At 50.6% G+C, this 22,191-nt stretch carries 20 protein-coding genes and 1 tRNA gene; 15 read left to right on the forward strand and 6 right to left on the reverse strand.

All coding sequences use genetic code 11. From position 1 onward, the window contains the following. The first annotated feature begins 109 nt into the window (after positions 1-109). Both tatB and tatC read left to right on the forward strand, forming a co-directional pair. Positions 110-610, forward strand: coding sequence for a Sec-independent protein translocase protein TatB (gene tatB, locus hmeg3_RS03535; RefSeq protein ID WP_094562507.1), 501 nt, complete (start codon positions 110-112; stop codon positions 608-610). Between the two features lie 51 nt (positions 611-661). Then, positions 662-1,435 carry a twin-arginine translocase subunit TatC gene (gene tatC, locus hmeg3_RS03540; protein WP_094562508.1) on the forward strand — a complete coding sequence of 258 codons (774 nt, stop codon included), beginning with the start codon at positions 662-664 and terminating at the stop codon, positions 1,433-1,435. A 73-nt stretch (positions 1,436-1,508) separates the two neighbouring features. Here the strand turns inward: tatC and hmeg3_RS03545 are convergent, their stop codons facing one another. Together hmeg3_RS03545 and hmeg3_RS03550 are read right to left on the reverse strand one after the other, a co-directional pair. After that, positions 1,509-2,195, reverse strand: a complete 687-nt coding sequence (locus hmeg3_RS03545; protein WP_094562509.1) for a DUF2461 domain-containing protein — start codon at positions 2,193-2,195, stop codon at positions 1,509-1,511. A 123-nt stretch (positions 2,196-2,318) separates the two neighbouring features. Beyond that, a complete protein-coding gene (locus hmeg3_RS03550) occupies positions 2,319-3,488 on the reverse strand; it encodes a Do family serine endopeptidase (protein ID WP_094562510.1) in 1,170 nt (389 codons plus the stop codon). 25 nt (positions 3,489-3,513) lie between these two features. Between hmeg3_RS03550 and hmeg3_RS03555 the strand changes: the two genes are divergently transcribed. After that, complete coding sequence (locus tag hmeg3_RS03555) at positions 3,514-4,284, forward strand: Nif3-like dinuclear metal center hexameric protein (protein WP_094562511.1); 771 nt, start codon at positions 3,514-3,516, stop codon at positions 4,282-4,284. 52 nt (positions 4,285-4,336) lie between these two features. Here the strand turns inward: hmeg3_RS03555 and mscL are convergent, their stop codons facing one another. Beyond that, positions 4,337-4,768, reverse strand: coding sequence for a large conductance mechanosensitive channel protein MscL (gene mscL / locus hmeg3_RS03560; protein WP_094562512.1), 432 nt, complete (start codon positions 4,766-4,768; stop codon positions 4,337-4,339). A 256-nt stretch (positions 4,769-5,024) separates the two neighbouring features. On the opposite strand from mscL, the gene petA reads away from it, so the two are divergent. The 6 genes from petA (at position 5,025) to hmeg3_RS03590 (ending at position 9,307) form a co-directional block, all read left to right on the forward strand. Then, positions 5,025-5,633 carry a ubiquinol-cytochrome c reductase iron-sulfur subunit gene (gene petA, locus hmeg3_RS03565; RefSeq protein WP_094562513.1) on the forward strand — a complete coding sequence of 203 codons (609 nt, stop codon included), beginning with the start codon at positions 5,025-5,027 and terminating at the stop codon, positions 5,631-5,633. Positions 5,634-5,635: 2 nt separating this feature from the next. Then, on the forward strand, positions 5,636-7,084 hold the full coding sequence (locus hmeg3_RS03570; RefSeq protein WP_094562514.1) for a cytochrome bc complex cytochrome b subunit: 1,449 nt from the start codon (positions 5,636-5,638) through the stop codon (positions 7,082-7,084). Between the two features lie 19 nt (positions 7,085-7,103). Further along, positions 7,104-7,868, forward strand: a complete 765-nt coding sequence (locus hmeg3_RS03575; protein ID WP_094562515.1) for a cytochrome c1 — start codon at positions 7,104-7,106, stop codon at positions 7,866-7,868. A gap of 99 nt (positions 7,869-7,967) precedes the next feature. Further along, positions 7,968-8,579 carry a glutathione S-transferase N-terminal domain-containing protein gene (locus hmeg3_RS03580; RefSeq protein WP_094562516.1) on the forward strand — a complete coding sequence of 204 codons (612 nt, stop codon included), beginning with the start codon at positions 7,968-7,970 and terminating at the stop codon, positions 8,577-8,579. 140 nt (positions 8,580-8,719) lie between these two features. Beyond that, complete coding sequence (locus hmeg3_RS03585; RefSeq protein WP_094562517.1) at positions 8,720-9,208, forward strand: ClpXP protease specificity-enhancing factor; 489 nt, start codon at positions 8,720-8,722, stop codon at positions 9,206-9,208. 23 nt (positions 9,209-9,231) lie between these two features. Then, positions 9,232-9,307, forward strand: a tRNA-Thr gene (locus hmeg3_RS03590). 1,140 nt (positions 9,308-10,447) lie between these two features. On the opposite strand, the gene hmeg3_RS03600 is transcribed toward hmeg3_RS03590, so the two are convergent. Together hmeg3_RS03600 and hmeg3_RS03605 are read right to left on the reverse strand one after the other, a co-directional pair. After that, positions 10,448-10,753 carry a hypothetical protein gene (locus hmeg3_RS03600; RefSeq protein ID WP_094562519.1) on the reverse strand — a complete coding sequence of 102 codons (306 nt, stop codon included), beginning with the start codon at positions 10,751-10,753 and terminating at the stop codon, positions 10,448-10,450. A gap of 480 nt (positions 10,754-11,233) precedes the next feature. Continuing rightward, positions 11,234-13,543 carry an EAL domain-containing protein gene (locus tag hmeg3_RS03605; RefSeq protein WP_232511849.1) on the reverse strand — a complete coding sequence of 770 codons (2,310 nt, stop codon included), beginning with the start codon at positions 13,541-13,543 and terminating at the stop codon, positions 11,234-11,236. 512 nt (positions 13,544-14,055) lie between these two features. On the opposite strand from hmeg3_RS03605, the gene hmeg3_RS03610 reads away from it, so the two are divergent. From hmeg3_RS03610 to hmeg3_RS03635, 6 genes are all read left to right on the forward strand, one after another. Continuing rightward, positions 14,056-15,336, forward strand: a complete 1,281-nt coding sequence (locus tag hmeg3_RS03610; protein WP_094562520.1) for an ATP-binding protein — start codon at positions 14,056-14,058, stop codon at positions 15,334-15,336. Positions 15,337-15,397: 61 nt separating this feature from the next. After that, complete coding sequence (locus tag hmeg3_RS03615; protein WP_094562521.1) at positions 15,398-16,747, forward strand: HD domain-containing phosphohydrolase; 1,350 nt, start codon at positions 15,398-15,400, stop codon at positions 16,745-16,747. Between the two features lie 17 nt (positions 16,748-16,764). Next, on the forward strand, positions 16,765-17,583 hold the full coding sequence (locus tag hmeg3_RS03620; RefSeq protein ID WP_094562522.1) for a response regulator: 819 nt from the start codon (positions 16,765-16,767) through the stop codon (positions 17,581-17,583). A 6-nt stretch (positions 17,584-17,589) separates the two neighbouring features. Then, positions 17,590-17,907: a hypothetical protein gene (locus hmeg3_RS03625; RefSeq protein ID WP_094562523.1), complete on the forward strand. Its 318-nt coding sequence runs from the start codon at positions 17,590-17,592 to the stop codon at positions 17,905-17,907. Continuing rightward, positions 17,904-18,761 (forward strand): HDOD domain-containing protein, encoded by an 858-nt coding sequence (locus tag hmeg3_RS03630; RefSeq protein ID WP_094562524.1) that lies wholly within the window; start codon positions 17,904-17,906, stop codon positions 18,759-18,761. Before hmeg3_RS03625 ends, hmeg3_RS03630 begins: the two co-directional genes overlap by 4 nt. Before the next feature lie 27 nt (positions 18,762-18,788). After that, positions 18,789-20,225, forward strand: a complete 1,437-nt coding sequence (locus hmeg3_RS03635; RefSeq protein WP_232511850.1) for an ATP-binding protein — start codon at positions 18,789-18,791, stop codon at positions 20,223-20,225. A 54-nt stretch (positions 20,226-20,279) separates the two neighbouring features. On the opposite strand, the gene hmeg3_RS03640 is transcribed toward hmeg3_RS03635, so the two are convergent. Next, positions 20,280-21,887 (reverse strand): MASE4 domain-containing protein, encoded by a 1,608-nt coding sequence (locus hmeg3_RS03640; protein ID WP_094562526.1) that lies wholly within the window; start codon positions 21,885-21,887, stop codon positions 20,280-20,282. Between the last annotated feature and the right edge of the window lie 304 nt (positions 21,888-22,191).

Below are 22,191 nucleotides of genomic sequence, written 5' to 3' on the forward strand. Positions count from 1 at the left end.
CGCGGGCTATCGTTGTTCCTGATGCCCCGGCGCTGCGTATGTTCTGCGGCGCTTTTGTTTCCAGGCCCGTGGCACTCACTTTCGCTTATTTCAGCTACTTACCCTCGCAATGATTGATATCGGTCTTACCAAGCTGGCTTTAATCGGCGTTGTCGCGCTGGTCGTGATCGGTCCAGAGCGTCTGCCGAAGGTGGCGCGCATGGCCGGTTCGTTGTTTGGACGCGCGCAGCGCTACATCAACGAGGTCAAGACCGAGGTCAGCCGCGAAATCGAGCTGGAAGAATTGCGCAAGATGCAAAAGGACGTCGAAGAAGCCGCAAGCGACGTCCATAGCAGCATTTCTAAGAGCGTTGCCGATGCCGAGAATTCCATCAACGACGCATGGAACGACAGCAATTCAGGCAGCAGCACCAGTTGGAGTTCGACGCCGAGCCCGGAAGCGCTGACCATCAAGGCCAAGAATTTCCGCAAGAAAAAGCTGGCGCGCAATTCCGCAGTACCGTCGTGGTACAAAAATCAAAGCGGCCGCCGTACTCGCGTGATTTCCGCCGCTGCACGTGTCGCCAAATATCGTCCTATCGGCGCCGGCAAATCCGCCGGTTTCTTCTAATCCCGATGGACGCGTTTTCCGTGTTTTCCATCCCACTCCTGCAGTAATTCCATGGCCGAAGAACAGAAAACGTCAGGTAGCGAAGATACTTTCATTTCGCATCTGATTGAATTGCGCAGCCGCGTAGTGAAGTCGTCGGCTGCCGTACTCATCATCTTCTTGTGCATGATGCCGTGGGCTGCGCATATCTTTGATCTGCTCGCCGCGCCGATGATTCATGCGCTGCCGGCCGGCAGCAAAATGATCGCCACCGGCGTGATCACGCCTTTCCTGATCCCGGTCAAGGTCACGATGGTGCTGGCACTCATCATTGCGTTGCCCTGGGTCTTGTATCAGATGTGGGCATTCGTCGCACCGGGTTTGTACACGCATGAAAAGCGCCTGGTGGCGCCGCTGGTGATTTCGTCCTCGCTGCTGTTCATCGCCGGCGTGGCGTTTTGCTATTTTTTCGTGTTCGGCGTGGTGTTCCCGTTCATCAATAACTTTGCGCCAAAATCGGTGTCGGTGGCGCCGGACATTGACAGTTATGTTGACTTCGTGCTGACCATGTTCCTGGCGTTCGGGATAACGTTCGAGGTGCCGATTATCGTGATTGTGCTGGTGCGAATGGGCCTGGTGCCGCTGGCAAAGTTGAAGCAAATCCGCCCCTACGTCGTGGTCGGCGCTTTCGTGGTCGCCGCCGTGGTGACGCCACCGGACATCATGAGCCAGCTGTTGTTGGCTGTCCCGTTGTGCTTGCTGTATGAAATCGGCCTGCTGGTCGCGCCGATTTTTGAAAAGGCGACACGTGCACCGGAAGAGCGTGAAGACGCCGTCGGCAGCTAATCGATAGCTGATCATCGTCGCCGCAAATAAAAAGCCACTGCATGCAGTGGCTTTTTATTTGGTCGGAGGCCGATTACTCAGGTACTACCAGTGGGATCTGGCGCAGCCAATGCACCAGCGGATAAGCATCCTTGAAGCCCGCCAGTACTTCCTTGCCGAGGTCGGCTGGAATCTTCTTCTTGATGCTGCTTTCTTTCCAAACGATGAAGTTCTTCAGCTTGACGTATTCGATATGCGGGCTGTCGGCGTCGAAACCCTTGGGTGGACGCGTCAGTTTGCCTTCTTCCTGCAGACCGCCGTAGTTGTCCTTGATGGACTTGGTCTTGATCACTTTGCTGAAACCTGCGGCATCGGAAATGACCGTTTGGCGGATTGCACGCAGGCGATCCGAGGGCGGCATGTATTCACCCCCGGCGATCAGCAATTGACCGTCGGCATCGATGTGGAAGTAATAGGCAGGTCCACCGCCGGAGCTCGGTTTCTTCAGGCCGCTGGCAGTCAGCGATGCCGAGAAATGGGTTTTGTATGGGCTTTTGTCGTGTGAGAAGCGCATGTCGCGGTTGATGCGAAACAGTGCCTTCTTAGGATTGCAGCTGGCGATGATGGGATCGAATTTGCTGATGTCGGCGATCAGTTGCGTCACCAGTTCCAAAAACTCGGCACGCAGGATGTCATAGCGTGGCTTGTTCATGACGAACCAGGCGCGGTTATTGTTCTCCGACAGTTCGGCCAGATATTGAGTCAGATCACGGATGTGCATACGCTTGCTCTCTTGTTCCTATTCGTGGTGTTCGCTGTAGCGGATGCGGGAGTAACGAGGACTGTTCCTCACTCTTGGTTACTCCCGGTTTCCCTGCCGTTGGTGCTGTGCTTGCTCTTTGCGCTATTCGCGTTCTTCACGTTTCGGCGGCGGACGCTTGCCGACGACGATTTCCAGTGTGGTTTCCTGTGCCTTGCGCAGTACGGTCATCTTGGCCTTGGCACCTGGCGTCAGTTGCGCGATCAGGTTCAGCATTTCGGTCGTGTCGCTGACGGTCTTGCCCTCAACGCTGATCAGGATATCTCCCGGCTTCATGCCGGCCTTATCCGCAGGACCATTCTTGAGCACGCCCGCGATGATGGCGCCGGTCTTCTTGGTCAGGCCGAAGCTTTCTGCCAGTTCAGGTGTGATGTCCTGTGGTTCGACGCCGATCCAGCCGCGGACGACCTGGCCGTGACTGATGATGGCTTCCATCACGTTCTTGGCGGTCGAGACGGGAATGGCGAAGCCAATGCCGAGGTTGCCGCCGGTACGCGAGTAGATCGCCGTGTTGATGCCCAGCAGGTTGCCGTTGGTATCAACCAGCGCACCGCCGGAATTACCCGGATTGATCGCTGCATCGGTCTGGATGAAGTTCTCGAAGGTATTGATGCCGAGGTGATTGCGGCCCAGCGCCGAGATAATGCCCATGGTGACGGTCTGGCCAACGCCGAATGGATTGCCGATGGCCAGCACGATGTCGCCGACGGTGGCTTGCTCAACGTGCGCCAGCGTGATGGCAGGCAGATTCGGCAGGTCGATCTTGATTACGGCGAGGTCGGTTTCCGGATCGGTGCCGACGACTTTTGCGGTCGCCTTGCGGCCGTCGGCCAGCGCCACTTCGATTTCGTCGGCGGCTTCGACCACGTGATTGTTGGTCAGGATGTAGCCTTGCGGGCTGACGATCACGCCGGAACCAAGGCTGGATTGCTTGTCGTCCTGTTGATCCTCGAACTGGTCACCGAAGAACTTCTTGAAGAACGGATCATCCATGAAAGGATTTTTTTGCGGACGTGCTTCCGTCGTGGTGAAGATGTTCACCACCGATGGCATCGCCTGACGAGCGGCATCACGATAAGAGTTGGGCGTCGGTGCACCGGGAGCGGCTTCCTGCATCTGAACCGAGGAAGCGGCAGGGCGCACGCGGGAACTCAAGGTTCCACTGGCCCAATCCGGCTTCAAGGTAGCTACAATGAACCAAACCGCCAAACCGACCGTTACGGTTTGTGCAAACAACAGCCAAAAACGTCGCATATTGAAATAAAAATGAGGATAAAAGATGACCCTGCGCACAGCAAATAGGGATGAACTTGCCAAATACTTAGCGCAAACGCTGAATATCGCACAATACCGCGATTATTGCCCAAATGGGCTACAGGTGGAAGGGCGCGCCGAGATCGGTCTGGTTGTCAGCGGCGTCACGGCGAGTCAGGCGTTGATCGATGCGGCGGTGGAGTTGAAGGCAGACGCCATCCTGGTTCACCACGGCTATTTCTGGCGAGGCGAGGATCCACGCGTCATCGGTACCAGGCAAAAGCGCCTCAAGGCGCTCCTGACGCACGACATCAACCTGTTTGCCTACCACCTGCCCCTCGATGGTCATCCTGAACTCGGCAACAATGCACAGCTCGGGCGTCAACTCAGCCTGATCGGCGAGGATCGCTTCTGCGACGACAAGCTGGGCTGGCTGGGCAGTGTGCAGTCCGACGTCAATGTCGCCACCGTAGGTGATCTTGCGCGTCTGATCGAGCGCCGTCTGGGCCGCACGCCTCTGCTGATCGGCGACGCCAATCAAGCGATCGGCAAGGTAGGCTGGTGCACCGGCGGTGCGCAAGGCTTTCTTGGCGACGCCATTGCCGCCGGGGCATCCGTGTACATCAGTGGCGAAATCTCCGAGCAAACCGTGCATCTGGCGCGTGAGACCGGCGTCGCCTACATTGCTGCAGGTCACCATGCCACCGAACGCTACGGGGTGCAGGCGCTGGGTGCGCATATTGCGGAGCAGTTCGGCATTCATCATCAATTTATCGACATCGACAATCCGGCCTGATGCAATGCCCCGATAAAAAAGCCCGCTGCGCGCGGGCTTTTTTGTGTCGCGCTTACTTTTTCAACGAATCGCGGATTTCACGCAGCAGGACGATATCTTCCGGCGGAGCGGCAGGGGCGGCTGGCGCCTCTTCCTTCTGATGGCTCGCCAGATCGCGCGCTTTATTGATCATGCGTACCATTTGGAAAATGATGAAGGCCAGAATCAGAAAGTTGATCAAAATAGTCAGGAAATTGCCGTAGGCGAAAACTGCGCCGGCCTTTTTCGCCTCAATTAGCGTCAACTGGCTTCCCTGGCCGTTCAGCGGCAGGTAGTAATTCGCAAAATCGAGTCCACCAAAGATCTTTCCGACCACCGGCATGATGATATCTTGCACCAACGATTCGACGATTTTGCCGAAAGCACCGCCGATAATCACACCGACAGCGAGGTCGACAACGTTGCCCTTGAGCGCGAAAGTACGAAATTCTTGCATCATGCCCATCTTTTTCTCCTATAAATTGTTGCAAAACGACGCAGTCGGTTATATCGTGCTTCGATTAAAAAGTAAATTGCTGGCAATTTATTGCACAATACAAAAAACAGAGACATTTCTATGGAAGTACTTGAAATATTAAAAAAGTTCCATAAATCGCATTTCCCGAATTGTTATTCGCTTTAAAAGGCACTTCAGGTTAGTTATAATCTAAGGTTGCTGGAAGTTCCGTTGAGTTTTCGTATTTTCACTAATTGGGGTTGGTATGAGTAACGAAAAACAGGTCGACTCCAGTCGGCGAGGTTTGCTCGTCGCGACTTGCGCGGCGGGTGGCGTGGCAGGACTGGCTACAGCAGGAGCATTTGTTTCAACTTTTCAACCATCTGAGCGCGCTAAAGCAGCGGGCGCACCGGTCGAAGTGGATATTTCCACCTTGGCGCCGGGAGAGATGAAAACCGTCGAATGGCGCGGCAAGCCCGTTTGGATTCTCAAGCGCACACCGGAAATGCTGGAGTCGCTCAAAAAAGTCGACGCACAGGTCGCCGATCCGCAATCCAAACGCACCGAATTTTCTACCACCCCAGAATACGCACTGAACGAATGGCGTTCGATCAAGAAGGATGTGTTGGTCGTCGTCGGTATCTGCCCGCATCTGGGATGTTCGCCAAGCTCCAAGTTCCAGGCCGGCGCGCAACCGTCGCTGCCGGACGACTGGCAGGGTGGCTTCCTTTGTCCGTGCCACGGTTCGACGTTCGACCTCGCGGGCCGGGTCTACAAAAACAAACCGTCCCCAGACAACCTCCAGGTTCCACGGTACATGTTTGAAGGTGACACGAAGCTGGTCATCGGCAAAGATGAGAAAGGCGAGGCGTAACCATGGCTGCATTCCAAGAAAAACAATTGCCGAAAGACGCACCTGTATCCGCAAAAGCATTGAACTGGGTTGACGCCCGTTTTCCTCTGACTTCCACTTGGAAAGCTCACCTTTCCGAGTACTACGCTCCCAAGAATTTCAATTTCTGGTACGCCTTCGGTTCGCTGGCGTTGCTGGTTCTGGTCATTCAGATCGTGACCGGGATTTTCCTGGTGATGCATTACAAGCCGGATGCCAACCTGGCGTTCGCCTCCGTTGAATACATCATGCGCGACGTCCCCTGGGGCTGGCTGGTGCGTTACATGCACTCCACCGGCGCGTCGGCATTCTTCATCGTCGTCTACCTGCACATGGTGCGCGGCCTGCTGTACGGCTCCTATCGCAAACCTCGCGAGCTGGTCTGGCTGTTCGGTGTGGCGATCTTCCTGTGCCTGATGGGCGAAGCCTTCATGGGCTACCTGCTGCCATGGGGCCAGATGTCGTACTGGGGCGCACAGGTGATCGTCAACCTGTTCGGCGCGATTCCTTTCATCGGCCCTGATCTGTCATTGTGGATTCGCGGCGACTACGTGGTCTCCGACGCGACGTTGAACCGCTTCTTCTCGTTCCACGTGATCGCGATCCCGCTGGTGCTGATCGGTCTGGTTGTTGCGCACATCATTGCGCTGCACGAAGTCGGTTCGAACAATCCGGATGGCGTCGAGATCAAAGAAAAGCTGGACGAAAAAGGCGTGCCGCTGGACGGCGTTCCTTTCCATCCTTACTACTCCGTACATGACATCATGGCGGTTGCAGTATTCCTGATCGTGTTCACCGCCGTCGTGTTCTTCGCGCCGGAAATGGGTGGCTACTTCCTCGAGTACAACAACTTCATTCCAGCCGATTCACTCAAGACCCCGCCGCACATCGCGCCGGTCTGGTACTTTACGCCGTTCTACTCGATTCTGCGTGCAACGACATCGGACTTCATGGTCTATCTGATGGCCGGTATTGCTGCTTACGTCGCACTGCTGCTGGTGAAATCCAATCGCAATGCGATCTTCAAGATCGCGGCGATCGTCATTGGTGTCGCTATCATTGCCGGCATGGCGATTTTCGATGCGAAATTCTTCGGTGTGGTGCTGATGGGCGTGTCGGTCATGATTCTCGGTGGACTGCCTTGGCTGGATCACTCAAAAGTGAAGTCGATTCGTTATCGCCCGAGCTGGCACAAATATATCTACATCGTGTTCGCGATCGCTTTCCTGGTGCTCGGATATCTGGGCGTCAAGCCGCCGGGAGTCTGGGGTGCGCTGCGCGTCGGTGAACACATTATCCTGAGCGATATTGCTCAGACCGTAAGTCAAGTATGTACTTTCATTTACTTCGGTTTCTTTTTGCTGATGCCATGGTGGAGTGCTGCAGGACAGTTCAAGCAAGTTCCTGACCGCGTTACTTATCATCCGCACTAAGCCAGCCAAGAGGATAAAAATGATATTGCTGAAAAGACTGATTGCGACTCTCGTGCTGCTGCCTGCGCTGGCTTACGCCAATGAAGGCGGGTACCCGCTGGATACGGCGCCGGATCGCACGACCGACGTTTCCGCCCTGCAAAATGGCGCCAAACTGTTCGTCAACTATTGCCTGAATTGCCACTCGGCATCGGCCATGCGTTACAACCGTCTGCGCGACATTGGCTTGTCGGAAGATCAAATCAAAAATAATCTGTTGTTCACCGGCGAAAAAGTCGGCGATCTGATGAAAAACACCATGCTGCCGCAAGATGCCAAGGCATGGTTTGGTGCGGTTCCACCGGATTTATCCGTCATTGCCCGTGCCAAAGCGTCCGAATCAGGCACCGGTCCGGACTGGATTTATACGTATCTGCGTACGTATTACAAAGACGACAGCCGCCCAACCGGCTGGAACAACATGGTTTTCCCTAACGTCGGCATGCCGCACGTATTGTGGGAATTGCAAGGTATCCGCGCTCCCAAGTATGCCGAAGAGAAAGATCCGCACGAAGAAGGCAAGACCATTCACAAGTTTGTCGGCTTCGAACAGTTGAAACCAGGCAAGATGACTGCTGTCGAATACGACAATGCGGTCGCTGATTTGGTCGGATACTTGCAATGGATGGGTGAACCCGCGCAAAATACGCGTAAGCGTCTCGGCGTCTGGGTTTTACTGTTCTTGGGTTGCTTCCTTGTGTTGGCATGGCGTCTGAACGCCTCCTTCTGGAAAGAAGTGAAATAAGCAGTGAAGTAAGTTTTTAGTGTCCGCGCAGTCTGCGGACGTACGTATCGGGGTGAGACGTACAGCGTCTCGCCCCTTTGTTTCTAAGGCACTACAAAAATGATGGTTCTCTACTCGGGCACGACCTGCCCATTCTCGCAACGTTGCCGCCTCGTTCTGTTCGAAAAGGGCATGGATTTTGAAATCCGCGACGTTGATCTATTCAACAAGCCGGAAGACATCTCGGTCATGAACCCATACGGTCAGGTGCCTATCCTGGTCGAGCGCGATCTGGTTCTGTACGAATCCAACATCATCAACGAATACATCGATGAACGCTTCCCGCATCCCCAACTGATGCCGGCAGATCCGTTGATGCGCGCGCGTGCACGTCTCATGTTGTTCAATTTCGAAAAAGAATTGTTCATCCACGTGCACACGCTGGAGAACGAAAAAACCAAGACAGCGGAAAAATCCCACGAAAAGGCACGCGCAGAAATCCGCGATCGCCTGACTACGCTGGCGCCACTGTTCCTGAAGAACAAATACATGCTCGGCGACGAGTTCTCCATGCTCGACGTCGCTCTGGCGCCGTTGCTCTGGCGTCTCGACCACTACGGTATCGAACTGTCGAAGACAGCAGCGCCGTTGATGAAATACGCTGAGCGTATTTTCTCGCGTCCTGCCTATATCGAAGCACTGACACCTTCCGAAAAGGTCATGCGTCGTTAAGCTGCGCGCAGCATTTGTATTATTTTGTCTCGCCGGTTGATCCATTTCAATAGGACAATCGGCGAACGCATTTAAGATGGTCGCTTTCAAGATTGCTGCTTTATTGCGCAGCAGTCCGTTTTTCCAGATCGGTTTTTGTCATGCCAGAAGTATCTACCAAACCTTATCTCCTGCGCGCTATCTACGAATGGTGCACAGACAACGGCTATACGCCGCATATCGCGGTGGTGGTGGATGCGCGGACGCGCGTGCCCATGCAATTCGTCAAGAACGGCGAGATCGTCCTCAACATCAGCTTCGAAGCCACCAGCGGCCTCAAGATGGACAATGACGTCATCGGTTTCAGCGCACGTTTCGGCGGCGTCTCGCGCGACATCTCGGTTCCGGTCGATAACGTCATCGCCATCTACGCGCGCGAAAACGGGCAAGGCATGGCGTTCGAAGCGCCGGCGGTGCTCGCAGTCGGCGAACACGCTGATGATCAGCCTGAGGCCGCACCACCGCAGCCTCTAGGCCTTGCATCCGTTCCCGCATCGGAAAAAGTTGAGTCCGGCAGCGAAGAAAACCACGATAATGAGCCAGAACCACCAAAAAAAGGTGGAAGACCTGTACTAACGAGAATTAAATAGGCTATAATCTCGTTCTCAGTTTTGCTGGCTTAGCTCATCTGGTAGAGCACCTGACTTGTAATCAGGGGGTGGCGGGTTCAAGTCCTGCAGCCAGCACCAGTATTTAAAAGGCCCACCGCTCGGTGGGCCTTTTCTTTTTTTCTGCGCCATGAACTTTTTTTGCGGAGCAGGCTGTTTTTTGGTGATTTTATGCAGTCGCTAAAACAGGATAATTTTTACTCGCAAAAAAATAGCCCGAATTAATTGGGCTATTTTTTTGCTGATCACGTTAGCTTCGCTCACTTTGCGGACAATCACGCAGGCTGGTTGGATTTTGGAGTTATCTCAGCAGTGCCGTCACGAAGGCCTACTCTCCGGCATATCCACCAGTAGGCAAGTCCGCTCGCGAGCCCTGATCCTAGATAGTTCAGAGCATCATAAAAACCGGACTGTACCCAACGAACAGATGTGAACGGTTGAGCAAGCTCGATCCAGAGGGGTATGGCGCAGATAAAGCCAGCTATTCCGTACTGCCACCATCGCGTTAGACGGAACTTCCAAAACAAAAGTGCAAGCGGTAAGCCAACGATCAGCGCCGCAATTATCGCGAGAGGGAAGCCAATGAACCACATCAGGGGCAAGGCAGCACACCACGTCCCTGTTCCGTGGGCGAGCCCTACGCCGCAGGTGGTAAATGTGGCTCCAGTCACGCCAATAACGGCAGCGACCCCAAGCATCGACATAGTACGGAACACTGACTTGGTAGTTGGACGCATTGTTTCTTCCTGTAGTGCTGCTGCGGGCATTCTATCGAGCTAACTATCGAGGTTTGCGAAACCACATTCCTAAAAAATACAGGATTGGTAACGAGAGCGAAGTAAATATCAACATCGGAACCCTTAGGGGGCCAAATAGAGGGGGTTGTTCTACGATCCGGAGATGCTCTGCCGGAGGCTCAGGAAGAGTCCAGCCAATCACCAGGCTATAGCAAATAAAAAGCAAGATCAAAGATGCGGACGCAAAAAGCCAAGGGTGATTGATTCGCCCCCAAAAGAAGATCAAAGAGAGTGCTGTGTAAATAATAGGCAGAGCGAAGGCAAGCGCTAGTTCTAACTCTACTCCATCAGAAAACAGGTTTAACAAGTTATACATATTCTCGAGCTAAGTCGTAATTACGCTTGCCGCTGTCATTTTTGGGAATTGCTAACAACGACCGTTATTGACCGGAAGCAGACGTCTATTGGCCTATGCAGGACTCGTCTAAGTGGTTTTGCGGAAGAAATACCCCGCAACGAGCAGTAGAAGAATTGCCGCTACTGAACACTGAATCATGAATACAGGATCTGCACCAAGCAGTGGCTTGTCCCCAGAGACGCTGGCAGGGTCTCTATACTCCAAAAATGTATTTGCGCCAGGCCCATAGTAGAGTGCCACCAAGGCATACATGATATTAAGGATCACGGTCGAGAGAATGACAAACAACCACGGTCGACTGAGGCTGTTCCAAGTGATGCACGAAAAACCTATGGCGAGCAAGGATGGCAACGCGATGAACAGCAAAAACATGAATCCCCTCTTTTTTGATTTAGGCAATTAGCGGCTCCTGGCCGATTGCGGACCTCGGCCCTATGTTTGTCGCGCAACTTTATCAGGAACAGCCCCGTATTCGCATTAAGAACTGGAAATTCCGCTTCGCAATTCGCAATTGAGCCGCATGTAATAAGCCTTTGCGGCCGTCTATAAATCCTTATTGCGAAGCAGAAAATAACCTAAGTTATTGATTTTATGATTTCTACGTCGGACTTGTAATCAGGGGGGGGCGGGTTCAAGTCCTGCAGCCAGCACCAGTATTTAAAAGGCCCACCGTTTGGTGGCCTTTTCTTTTTTGCTGCGCCATACACTTTTTTGCGGAGCGGCCCGATTTCTGGGGTTTTCATACACAGACTCAAACGCTCCGCTTTTTACTCGCAAAAAAATAGCCCAATTCATTTGAGCTATTTTTTGCCGATCACATCAGCTTTCACCGGTTGAGTCATCGCTAAATTCTTACTTTAATTTCATCGCCGCTTCAAATTTCTCGAAGGCTTCAAAAATAGTGGCTTCCAATTCATCGTTATCCCAAGGTTTAACAAGAAATTTATATATTGCACCTTGATTGATTGCCTGCGTAACACTCTGTAGATTGGCATGTCCCGTTAACATAATGCGTACCGTATCAGGGAACATGTACCGCACTTTTTCTAGCAACTCAGTTCCTAGAATATCGGGCATCTGCTGATCGGTAAGGACAACGCCGATTTGGTGTTTCGCTAGAATCTCGAACGCTTCCGTTGCGTGATTGGCCGTAAATATTTGATATCCTGAACGGCTCAGAGTACGCCGTATGGCAGAGAGGATATTAACTTCATCATCGATTACAAGTAGTGAACGAGCATAGGGTTGCTGGCGAATGGACTCCATCGGCAAGGAGACGTCTCGCTCAAGCAGCGAGGTGCAATCCTCTGCCGGCAACGGAGTACTAAAATAATAACCTTGGATCTTGTCGCATCCCTCGGTGTGTAGCATTTTGAGTTGGCTGATGGTTTCTACGCCTTCGGCGATGACCTCAAGGCGCAAACTTTTGGCGATGGCAATGATCGACCTGCAAATTGCCAAGTCATGAGGATCGTTCACGATATCACGCACAAACGACCTGTCGATTTTAAGCCGGCAGACTGGAAATCTCTTCAGATAGCTCAGATTGGAGTAGCCAGTACCAAAGTCGTCAATAGAGAGTGTGATTCCGAGTTTTCTTAAATGGACCATGATGCCGATACTCTTTTCGGGGTCGTCCATCGAGATGCTCTCGGTCAACTCCAATTCAAGAAACTGTGCATCCAATCCAGATTCATCGATAATGCGTTCAAGCAAGATCTTCAGATCTTTTTCTATGAATTGCATTGCTGACAAGTTCACAGCCATAATTCCTGGCCTGAAGCCCATGTCCTGCCATGCCTTGCACTGGCGACACGCTGTTCTAAGTACCCATTCACCCAATTCAAAAATTAAATCCGATTCTTCCGCCAGCGCGATAAATTCAGCGGGCATCAGCAATCCTCTTTCAGGATGATTCCATCTCACCAGAGCTTCGAATCCTGCAATCCGTCCATTTTTCAGAGAGACCTGCGGCTGATAGTGCAACAGAAGAGCATTCTGCCGGATGGCATCTCTGAGCTGAGAAACCAAGACGTGACGTCTCGCAATCTCCTGATTAAAGCTGGGAGAATAGAATTGATGATGATCGTGGGGGCTTAATTGCGCTCGATGCAAGGCGATTTCGGCATAGTGCAATAAAGATTCAGTCGTTTGAGCATCGTTTGGAAATATGGAAATACCCAGTTTGGGAAAGAGATGGACACTGGGCTGACCCGGAATCGAATAGGGTTCAACCAATATCTGAGTCAAATCGCCAACAATAATGTCAAGTTCGTTTTGGTTGACGTCCTCCAGCAAGACCGCAAACACGTAATCTGAATACTGGGTAATCGTCGCAGCTTCTGGATGTTTCCAGACTTGCAGGCGTTCCACTACTGCGGCGGACAAAGCGATACCAGCCTGCGCACCGAATGCATCACGAATCTGCATGTGACCGTTTAACTCGACGAGCATGAGTACAACCAATGCGTGGTCAGATCCGCAGCGCAAAATAGCTTGGCCTAAACGGTCCCGCAAAACAATACGATTTGGCAGTCCGGTAACGTGATCGAAGTGGCTCAACTTATAGATTTTTTGTTCTGCCTCTTGCCACTCAGTAATGTCGATGCCGCTAATGACGAAAATAGTCTTGAAGTAACGATTTTCTAAAATGCTGAGAGAGCACAAGATAGTGCGTACCCGGCCATCGCGGGTAAGCCATTCACTGTGATGCTGCAGCGGAAACAATGACCGGTTGGTATTTTGATAAAGTTCTTTTTCGCTTAGTGCTTGGAATGGACTAAAAAAAACATCCCAGAAGCATAAGCCGAGAACTTCAGTTCCTGAATAACCTTTGGATTTTTCTCCGGCTTGGTTAAAGCGGAGTATGCGTCCCTCCAGGTCAAGCATTACCCCTATGGCGCCCGCCGTGTCAAAGACAGTGGAAAGCAGGTGGCTTTCCGCATACAAAATTTCTTCTGTCCTGCGCCGGATTGCGCGTTCGTGCGATTCTTGCAGCGCCCGACGTACGGATGATGGTAATCGCGCGATATTATTTTTAAGGACATAGTCGTAGGCGCCAACCCGCAGCGCCTGAATCGCCAGCTCTTCGCCAATGGTGCCGGAGACAAATATGAACGGAACGTCTGGCGCCTGCTCTTTGGCAATTCGTAGAGCGGTCATCCCGTCAAAAGCCGGTAACGAGAAGTCGCACAGGATGACGTCTACGCGACCTTACAATGCATGTAAAAAATCGGCAGATGTGTCGACGCGTTCAAAAGATGAATGCAACCCTGCTCGTTCGAGTTCGTGGCGTACAAGATCGGCATCTTCGATTACGTCTTCAACAAAGATAATGCGAAGGTTTTCTTCTGAGTACGAGGGATGCTCAGCAAGCGCCGCTTTATACATAGACTTGGTACCGGAAGAAAGGATCTAGACCGAGATTGGCTGCGAAAATGCTTGTTACGCCTGACACTGAATTTCATGTTATTCCTGTGGGCGGCTAAAGACAACGTATCTACGAACTTAACCCGGTCAAGATAGTTGCCAAATTGAATTGCCTGTATTGGTCTTTGCTGTTAATAATATGTCTCCAGCGGACAGCATTGGCAGAAAAGTCGTACAAAAGAGAATTAAAAATATCGGCAGCTAAGTTGTTATCAGACGTCTGTAAGGGTATTGCCCAATAGATCATGAACCAACAATTTGAAACTTTCGAATCGACTGCGCCCATCGCTCAACCGATGGAAATGACGCAGAGATTTGAGTATCTGATAGCGAACACTCCTGCGATTATCTATAGCAGCGTCCCCTCCGGTGATTTCAAAATGACCTTTGTCAGCGAAAATGCATCGAGAGTGCTGGGCTATGCTCCCCAAGAGATGGTTGATGATCCCAATTTCTGGTTTGATCATATTCATCCAGATGATGCGCCGAACATATTTTCGAGTCTGGCCCTGCTGTTTGTTGAGGGAGAGCGGGCCTACGAATATCGCTTCCTTACCAAAGACAACCGATATCTGTGGATGCATGACAGCTTGCGTCTCATTCGTGATGAAAATAACAACCCGATTGAGGTTATTGGTTCTTTGACCAATATTACGGAGCGAAAATTGATGGAGGAGGCGTTGCACCGTACGGGCGATGAACAACGCGAGCTCATTGAAAAGTTAAAGGAGACGCAGGCTCAACTTCTGCAGTCAGAAAAAATGGCGTCAATCGGCCAATTGGCGGCAGGTGTTGCGCATGAAATAAACAATCCTATCGGATTCGTCAGCTCCAACATGAAATCGCTGAATACCTATGTTGAAAAACTGCTTCAAGTAGTGACGCGACAGGAAGAATTACTGCAACAGGACGAGGTTAGCGCCAACCTAAAAAACCAGGCAAAGAAATTAAGTGCTGAGGCGGATTTATCCTATCTGAGAGAGGACGTAGTTGATCTCATTGCAGAATCTCTGGATGGTCTTAAACGTGTGAAAGATATTGTCCAGTCTTTAAAAGATTTTTCGCATGTCGGAGAGAGCGACTGGCAAATGGTCGATATCGAAAAGGGGCTGGAAAGCACGATCACTATTGCAAATAATGAGCTTAAGTATAAAGCCGTTATTGAAAGGAACTATGGCGTTTTACCGCAGGTAAAAGGTCTCGCCTCTCAGTTGAACCAGGTTTTTATGAACCTGCTCGTCAATGCCGCGCATGCTATTTCTGAAAGAGGAACAATTGGCATCTATACAGAATGCCAGGATGGCTGGGTCTACATACGGATTCAAGATACCGGTTGCGGCATTCCTCCCGAAAACCTGTCTCGTATTTTTGAACCGTTCTTTACAACCAAACCTGTTGGAAGCGGCACGGGATTAGGTTTGTCACTGTCCTACGGAATAGTACAAAAACATAACGGGCGCATTGAGGTAGAAAGCGAAGTAGGCATTGGGACAAGTTTTACGGTATGTCTGCCTGTAAGCCAGTAGCCTGGATGAAAAGTGAGTCGTAGCAATTCATAGTGAAGCGTTCATAGAAGAGGATCTACGTATGTCGAATACTGTTACGGCTTCAGACTATCCTGATGTAGAGAGCGTCATGCCGCCTTCGGTCATTCTTCTGGTTGATGATGAGGCGAGCATCCTGTCATCTCTGAAACGTGTTCTAAGACCTAAAGGCTACACGATCATCACTGCGGAAAGTGGCGCAGAAGGTCTTAGGCTCCTGGAAGAAAACGCGGTCGATCTGATTATCTCCGATATGCGCATGCCGGAGATGACCGGTGCCCAGTTTCTGGGAAAGGCAAAGGAGCGCTATCCCGAGGTCACTCGCATTCTTCTGACTGGATACTCAGAAATTACGTCAACAGTGTCTGCCATTAATGACGGAGGAATTTATCACTATCTTCAAAAACCTTGGGATGAGCAAGATCTTATATTGACGATACAGCGTGCCCTTGAACAGCAACATCTTAAAAAAGAGGCTGCACGACTCAATGAAGTTGTTCGGAAGCAGAACGAAGAGCTCCTGACATTCAATGCCCGGTTGGAGAAACAAGTCCAGGCACGCACGGAAGAAATTCGTCAGACAGTAATGTTTCTGGAAAACAGTCAGGCAGAGATAAAACTGAATTTTTTGACAATGCTGAAGGTTTTTTCAAACATGATTGAGTTACGCTCAGGCATGCTCGGTGGTCAGTCCGATCGTGTGAGTGCGCTGTGCAGAAGCCTTGGTAAGAAACTGAAAATCCCTGAAATTGAAATACAAGATCTGGCAATTGCAGGGCTGCTGCACGCGATCGGAAAAATCGGACTACCCGATGAATTGATCCGCAAACCTCAAGAAAAAATGTCGGGCGAGGAATCCCGGATTTTCATGACGCATCCGGTTAAAGGTCATATGGTGCTCACGCCGGTAACTGCATTTAATCATGTTGGCGATCTGATTTTGTACCAATATGAGCGTTACGATGGAAGGGGCGTTCCTGAAGGAATTGCGGGCGACAAGATCCCCCTTGGCGCCCGCATTTTGGCCGTCGCACGCGACTTTGAGGCGTTGCGATCTGGGGCGATCGCAACGCTGCCCCTTCCGCTGGAGAAATCCGTTCAAATTATTAAGTCTCAAAGCGGTCATCGTTATGATCCCGCCGTAGTAGAGAGCTTTATTGCTCTCGTCAACGATAACGATTCCTTGCTGTCTGAAAAATCGAGAGATATCAAATCTCGTGATCTAGAAGTGGGCATGCAATTAGCCGAGGACTTGCGAACCAATGAGGGAATACTTCTTATCGTCCGCGACTCCGTTATTTCCGCAAACAATATTCAACAGATCAGGAAGTTTGAGCAACTGGAAGACACTGCTTTGCATATATCGATCAAGATTTTGGAAAAAGATGCTTAGTGCGGGAGTGAACAATTATGTCGGAAGAAACGATTTCTGAGACGTTTCGACGCCGGTTGCTGCTGGTCGACGATGAAGTCAATATTTTGTCGGCTCTGAAACGTTTATTACGTCAGGACAAGTACGAGATAACGACCGCCAACAACGGCCAAGAGGCGTTGAATATGCTGGAGAACAATCCTGTAGACGTTATCGTCACCGATCAACGTATGCCTGGAATGACAGGAGTGGAGTTTTTGCGTCTGGCCAAAGAATCCTATCCGGACACGGTTCGGATTGTTCTCAGCGGATATACAGAGCTGCAATCAGTTACTGACGCCGTCAATGAAGGCGCGGTTTATAAATTCTTGACCAAACCTTGGGACGATATCCAGCTAAGAGGTCATGTGGCGGAAGCTTTCAGAAGAAAGGAAATGGCAGACGAGAACCTGCGTTTGCAAAGCCAGCTTCAAATAGCAAATTTAGCCTTGGCAAGGACAAATCAAGAGCTGGACAAGTTGTTGAGAGAGCAGGAAGAGCGGATTGAACATGACGAAGTTAGCCTGCAAATTACCCATGAGATCCTGGAGCATGTCAGCACGCCGATACTTGGTATTGATGACGAGAGAACTATTGTGTTTATCAATGCGGCCGCGCAAGAGCTTCTCGGTCGTTCCAACGCTTTTCTTGGCATGAAAATGGGAAGTGACACTCCCCAGTTAGAGCAGGCCCTGAATCATTCGTGCACAGAAATCAGTCTTCATAATGAGCGTTATAAGGTTCTTACCCATCCGATGGGGAAAAATTCTCGCTCCAGAGGAAAGCTGATGACACTTGTTAAATTGGATCAGAGTTAAATTACGATGGCTTCCACTAACCCGTCTCAAGAGATCCCTTTAGATCAAGCGACGCCAGGAATGGTGCTGGCTGAAGCCGTGCTGGATAAGTCCGGTGCCCGTCTGATCTCCCCTGACGTGGAACTGACCGAGAAATCCATTCATGCGTTAAAACATCGCGGCATACAAAGCATCAAGGTTTTGTTGCCGGTGATTGAGGAAGGAAATAGCCAGGTAAGAGAGCAACAATTGCAAAGACTTGATGAATTGTTCAAAAACAGCCTCAGCTCAGAAGCGAATCGGCTCCTCCTGGATTGCCTGCGGCGCTACAGGATGATGCAATGAATCCGCTAACCAGCAAAGAAATCAGTGAGGCAGTACTTCGACTTCCCTCGTTGCCTCACATTGTCATGGAGCTTATTGACGCACTTGATAATGGCGATGTCGATACCAATACCCTCGCACAGAAAATTTCGCATGATCAAGCGATAACTGCAAAAGTACTCGGACTAGCTAACTCTTCGTTTTACGGAATGCAAAGTAAGGTGGGATCCATCCCGCATGCTGTCACCGTGCTGGGCTTTAATAGCGTCCGTTCCTTAGTGACAGCAGCTGCTGTCGTCGACACCTTTTCCGAAGGCCAACCAAAAGAACTTAATTATGCTGAATTCTGGAAGCACGCCATCGCAACGGCATTGGCAGCCAAAGCAATAGCAAGAAGCCGGGGAGGCAACGAAGATCAGGCATTCATCGGTGGACTTTTGCATAATATCGGCCGTCTGGTACTCGCAACGTATTCCCCGTCGCGTTATCAAGAGGTATTGAAATGGCGTTCTCAACATGATGAGGACTTGGTGGTTGCAGAGATTCACGTCCTCGGTATCGACCACAAAGTAGCCGGCAGAGAAATTCTTGCACATTGGAAGTTTCCTGCATCCATTGTCGAAACATTACATCCCCTCACAGAGAATAAGCTGAATGAGTATTCCCTCATTGCGTCAGTAGTTACCGTCGCCGATGCGATAGCGTATGGACTGGATCTGAGTGGTGGAGCGCAAGACCGGGTTCCTGTGATTTCGCAGCACGAATGGGATGTGTTGAAATTAGACCAGCAGACATTATTCGAGATTTTCAGTACGACTGAAAGACAGTTCAAAGAAGCCTGCATGATCTTGGGCGCCAACGCAGGAGATGGATAATAGCCTGGCTTATTGGAGGAAGAGACCGTGTCATTGCTAAGTTCGCAGAATCAGTTATCAGAGCCGCAGATATCTGAGTTCTTTGATGGCTGTCCAGTACCCGCATTCGCTATCGACAGCAATCATCTCATTACGCATTGGAATAAAGCTTGCGAGCATATTCTCGGTGTATCTGCAGCGCAGATGGTGGGGACAAAGAATCAATGGAAACCATTTTATCTGTATGAGCGTCCTGTTCTTGCAGATCTGATCGTTGCCGGCTCCCTCGAGAATGTCGTCGGTACTTACTATCATGACGATGATAAGTTCCGTAGCTCAATCGTCATTCCCGGCGCGGTGGAAGCAGAGAAATTTTTTCCTCATCTGGGACAGAACGGGCGATGGCTGTACTTTTCGGCAGCACCATTGCGAGCTCCTTCTGGAGAGATCGTCGGCGCCATTGAGGTACTTCAGGATGTCACTGCGCAAAAATCAGCTGAGCTGGATTTAAGGAGAATGCATCAAGATTTGGAAATTCAAGTTGTCAAGCGAACGCATGAACTTGCCGCGGCCAATGAAAAGATGGAAGAGGATTTGCGACGCCTCACTGCAGCGGAAGCCGAACTCGTCCGGAGAAATGCCGAGCTTACCGAAGTGAATCGCAAATTATCTATGGCGCAAGAGCAGCTTATGCAATCTGAAAAGCTCGCTTCTATAGGTCAGCTTGCAGCGGGAGTTGCTCATGAAATCAATAATCCGATCGGTTACATTTTTTCGAATTTCAGCACGCTGGAAACGTATATCGAATCGCTGCTAAGAATATTAACGGCTTATGAAAAATTAGATAGAAATCGTGATTCGGCGGAGGTCTATCAAGAACTTAACGCCGTAAGGAAAGATGTTGAGATCGATTATTTGAAAGAAGATATTCCAGCGCTAATGAGTGAATCTCGCGAAGGAATCTCACGCGTGAGAAAAATCGTGCAGGACCTGAAAGATTTCTCTCGAACGGATACCGCGGTGGAGTGGCAATGGGCCAACTTGCATCAGGGCATAGATTCAACATTGAATATCGTCAACAATGAAATTAAATATAAGGCAGACGTAGTAAAAAATTATGGAAATTTGCCAGACGTCGAATGTCTACCGAGCCAGATTAATCAGGTCGTTATGAATCTTATCGTCAATGCAGCTCACGCTATCAGCGGAGGGCGCGGTACCATCTCCATCACAACGAAGGTGGTAGGGGCGGATGTGGAGATTGAAATAGAAGACACTGGGGCTGGGATAGCTCCTGAGAACCTCTCAAGAATATTTGATCCATTTTTTACGACTAAGCCCGTTGGTCAGGGGACCGGACTAGGATTGTCCTTATCCTATGGCATCATGCAAAAGCATCAGGGAAGCATCCAGGTACGCAGCGTAGTTGGACAGGGCACGGCGTTCACCCTGAAGCTGCCAATTGAGCACAACGCTGCGGCATGAATAAAATAGTTGTCTCAAACTCGATGTGAACGCAGGTGTTGATCGCTGGTTAAATCAGTTTTTGGCAGGGGAATAAACGGAAGTTCCCATCCCTGCGGGTAAGTCGGGCGCTAGCGTGAAGTAAAAGGTTGTGCCGGTTCCTCTTATGGATTCGGCCCAGATATTTCCGCCATGTTTGGTGATAATTCGTTCCACGATGGCGAGGCCGACGCCGGTGCCCTCAAATTCCTGACTGCTATGAAGGCGTTGGAAAACGCCAAATAGTTTATGCGCATAGGCCATGTCAAAGCCTACGCCGTTATCTTTCACGAAATAGACGGGCGGCGTACTCGCTTTATACCCAATGGTGATAATCGATGCCTCTCTTGTGCGACTATATTTAACCGCGTTCTCAATCAGATTCCACCATACCTGGCGAATAATCTTCTCCTCGGCTAACGCTGATGGAAGAGAGGCAACATCGAACTGAATATCACGTTGCGGGTTCGCCAGCCGCAGGTCTTGGATAATGTCGTCAATCAGAAGGTCGAAATTGATGACTTCCCTCTGCAACGGTTGCTGACCAATCTTCGAGAAAGCCAGGAGATCTTCCACCAGCGAAGACATTTTGCTGCTGTTTTTTCTTATGAGAGAGACAAAAAGTCGCGCCTCTTCATTCAGCACGTGAGAATGTTCTTCCTCCAGGATTTTCGCGAACTGACTGACAACTCTCAATGGGCTGCGCAAGTCATGGGAAACCGTATAGCCAAATGACTCCAGGTCACGATTCAAGATCTCTAATTCAGTCGTTTTATGCCGCTGCTGTTCATGCATGCCGACCAATTTTGCATAGAGTTTTGTGTTCTCCAGTAACAGCATGCCCAGAACAAAGCTTGCAGCGAGTAGCCCGTACAGGCGGCCTGCATAGAAGCCGAGATCGAATCTCTTCGCATTGAATATCGTCGACAGACCAACGTCAAATATCCATGCGCAAACAACGACCAAAAGCCATAGATCCAACACGGAATAGGATCGTCTGCGCCAGAGAAGGACGAGCGCGGTCAAAGATACGCCCCATATACACAGTACGGTGCTCACAAGGGATGGTGTGTACTTCCCTTCGGCCAGGAGTACGGGTAAATAGTCGTGGCCGGCTGTTCCCAGATACGCTAAAGCGCAAACCAAGGTAAACACCCCGCCAAGACTGAATGCGACGAGGCTGCCGCTCGGAGTAACAGTCCCTCGTTTCTTCAACAGAGCATAAGCAATAACAAACAGCGGAAAACCGCCGTGCCAAAACATGTAAAACCAAACGGTGGTCTGTGATCCTGCGCTCAGCAGGCCCGTTGGCGAAAACAAACCAGGGAATGAGAGAGCATGGGTTACCGTCATCAGAGCGGTGAATGTATACCCGAGCGCGAGGATCAGAATCTCCTTGGATCGCAAAATGAAAAATTGTCCAAACAATAATAAGGACGTAATCGCATCATTAATGCATAGCGCTGAAGCGTAGATGGGGATGAAAGCGTCAATTTTTGCCAGAGGTGTCTTGGCAAATGGAATACAAGCCACAAAGAAAATGGCAGACATCGCAATGAGAGAAATCGCCAGTTTTCGTTCGCTGGCGCTCGCAGGCATCGTGGGGAGAAATAAGGAAATATTCTCCGTTTGTCTTTGCGTCATATGCTTTCCGAATCTAGAAGATTGAAAGCTTAATATCTTGAATTGTAGAGCGATTTTACCGCGATAGACGCGAGAGAGGGGGAAGTGGAGTTCGGTAGCAAACCTGCCAGAGCTGGTGGTGCCGGTACCACAGGACTCCTTATCATTAAGGAATACGACTAAGCGGGCGGTGGGACTCTCAATTCTTGGAAGCCCACGCGCGGGCGTGTCCGAATTTTTGCGCAATCGGTGTTGCGTTTAATTCATGGTTCATAGAAATACGTTCACCGAACTGAATAGTAAACCGAGTCAGCGCAGCTTTCCA

Source organism: Herbaspirillum sp. meg3, assembly GCF_002257565.1.
Taxonomy (GTDB): Bacteria; Pseudomonadota; Gammaproteobacteria; order Burkholderiales; family Burkholderiaceae_D; genus Herbaspirillum.

What these genes read in the sequence shown, in the direction of transcription:
- hmeg3_RS03640 (WP_094562526.1), bottom strand. Translation starts at nt 21,887, where the DNA reads ATGACGCAAAGACAAACGGAGAATATTTCCTTATTTCTCCCCACGATG.
- hmeg3_RS03555 (WP_094562511.1), top strand. Translation starts at nt 3,514, where the DNA reads ATGACCCTGCGCACAGCAAATAGGGATGAACTTGCCAAATACTTAGCG.
- hmeg3_RS03580 (WP_094562516.1), top strand. Translation starts at nt 7,968, where the DNA reads ATGATGGTTCTCTACTCGGGCACGACCTGCCCATTCTCGCAACGTTGC.
- hmeg3_RS03570 (WP_094562514.1), top strand. Translation starts at nt 5,636, where the DNA reads ATGGCTGCATTCCAAGAAAAACAATTGCCGAAAGACGCACCTGTATCC.
- hmeg3_RS03585 (WP_094562517.1), top strand. Translation starts at nt 8,720, where the DNA reads ATGCCAGAAGTATCTACCAAACCTTATCTCCTGCGCGCTATCTACGAA.
- mscL (WP_094562512.1), bottom strand. Translation starts at nt 4,768, where the DNA reads ATGGGCATGATGCAAGAATTTCGTACTTTCGCGCTCAAGGGCAACGTT.
- hmeg3_RS03625 (WP_094562523.1), top strand. Translation starts at nt 17,590, where the DNA reads ATGGCTTCCACTAACCCGTCTCAAGAGATCCCTTTAGATCAAGCGACG.
- hmeg3_RS03575 (WP_094562515.1), top strand. Translation starts at nt 7,104, where the DNA reads ATGATATTGCTGAAAAGACTGATTGCGACTCTCGTGCTGCTGCCTGCG.
- petA (WP_094562513.1), top strand. Translation starts at nt 5,025, where the DNA reads ATGAGTAACGAAAAACAGGTCGACTCCAGTCGGCGAGGTTTGCTCGTC.
- tatC (WP_094562508.1), top strand. Translation starts at nt 662, where the DNA reads ATGGCCGAAGAACAGAAAACGTCAGGTAGCGAAGATACTTTCATTTCG.
- hmeg3_RS03620 (WP_094562522.1), top strand. Translation starts at nt 16,765, where the DNA reads ATGTCGGAAGAAACGATTTCTGAGACGTTTCGACGCCGGTTGCTGCTG.
- hmeg3_RS03545 (WP_094562509.1), bottom strand. Translation starts at nt 2,195, where the DNA reads ATGCACATCCGTGATCTGACTCAATATCTGGCCGAACTGTCGGAGAAC.
- tatB (WP_094562507.1), top strand. Translation starts at nt 110, where the DNA reads ATGATTGATATCGGTCTTACCAAGCTGGCTTTAATCGGCGTTGTCGCG.
- hmeg3_RS03630 (WP_094562524.1), top strand. Translation starts at nt 17,904, where the DNA reads ATGAATCCGCTAACCAGCAAAGAAATCAGTGAGGCAGTACTTCGACTT.
- hmeg3_RS03600 (WP_094562519.1), bottom strand. Translation starts at nt 10,753, where the DNA reads ATGTTTTTGCTGTTCATCGCGTTGCCATCCTTGCTCGCCATAGGTTTT.
- hmeg3_RS03550 (WP_094562510.1), bottom strand. Translation starts at nt 3,488, where the DNA reads ATGCGACGTTTTTGGCTGTTGTTTGCACAAACCGTAACGGTCGGTTTG.
- hmeg3_RS03605 (WP_232511849.1), bottom strand. Translation starts at nt 13,543, where the DNA reads ATGACCGCTCTACGAATTGCCAAAGAGCAGGCGCCAGACGTTCCGTTC.
- hmeg3_RS03610 (WP_094562520.1), top strand. Translation starts at nt 14,056, where the DNA reads ATGAACCAACAATTTGAAACTTTCGAATCGACTGCGCCCATCGCTCAA.
- hmeg3_RS03615 (WP_094562521.1), top strand. Translation starts at nt 15,398, where the DNA reads ATGTCGAATACTGTTACGGCTTCAGACTATCCTGATGTAGAGAGCGTC.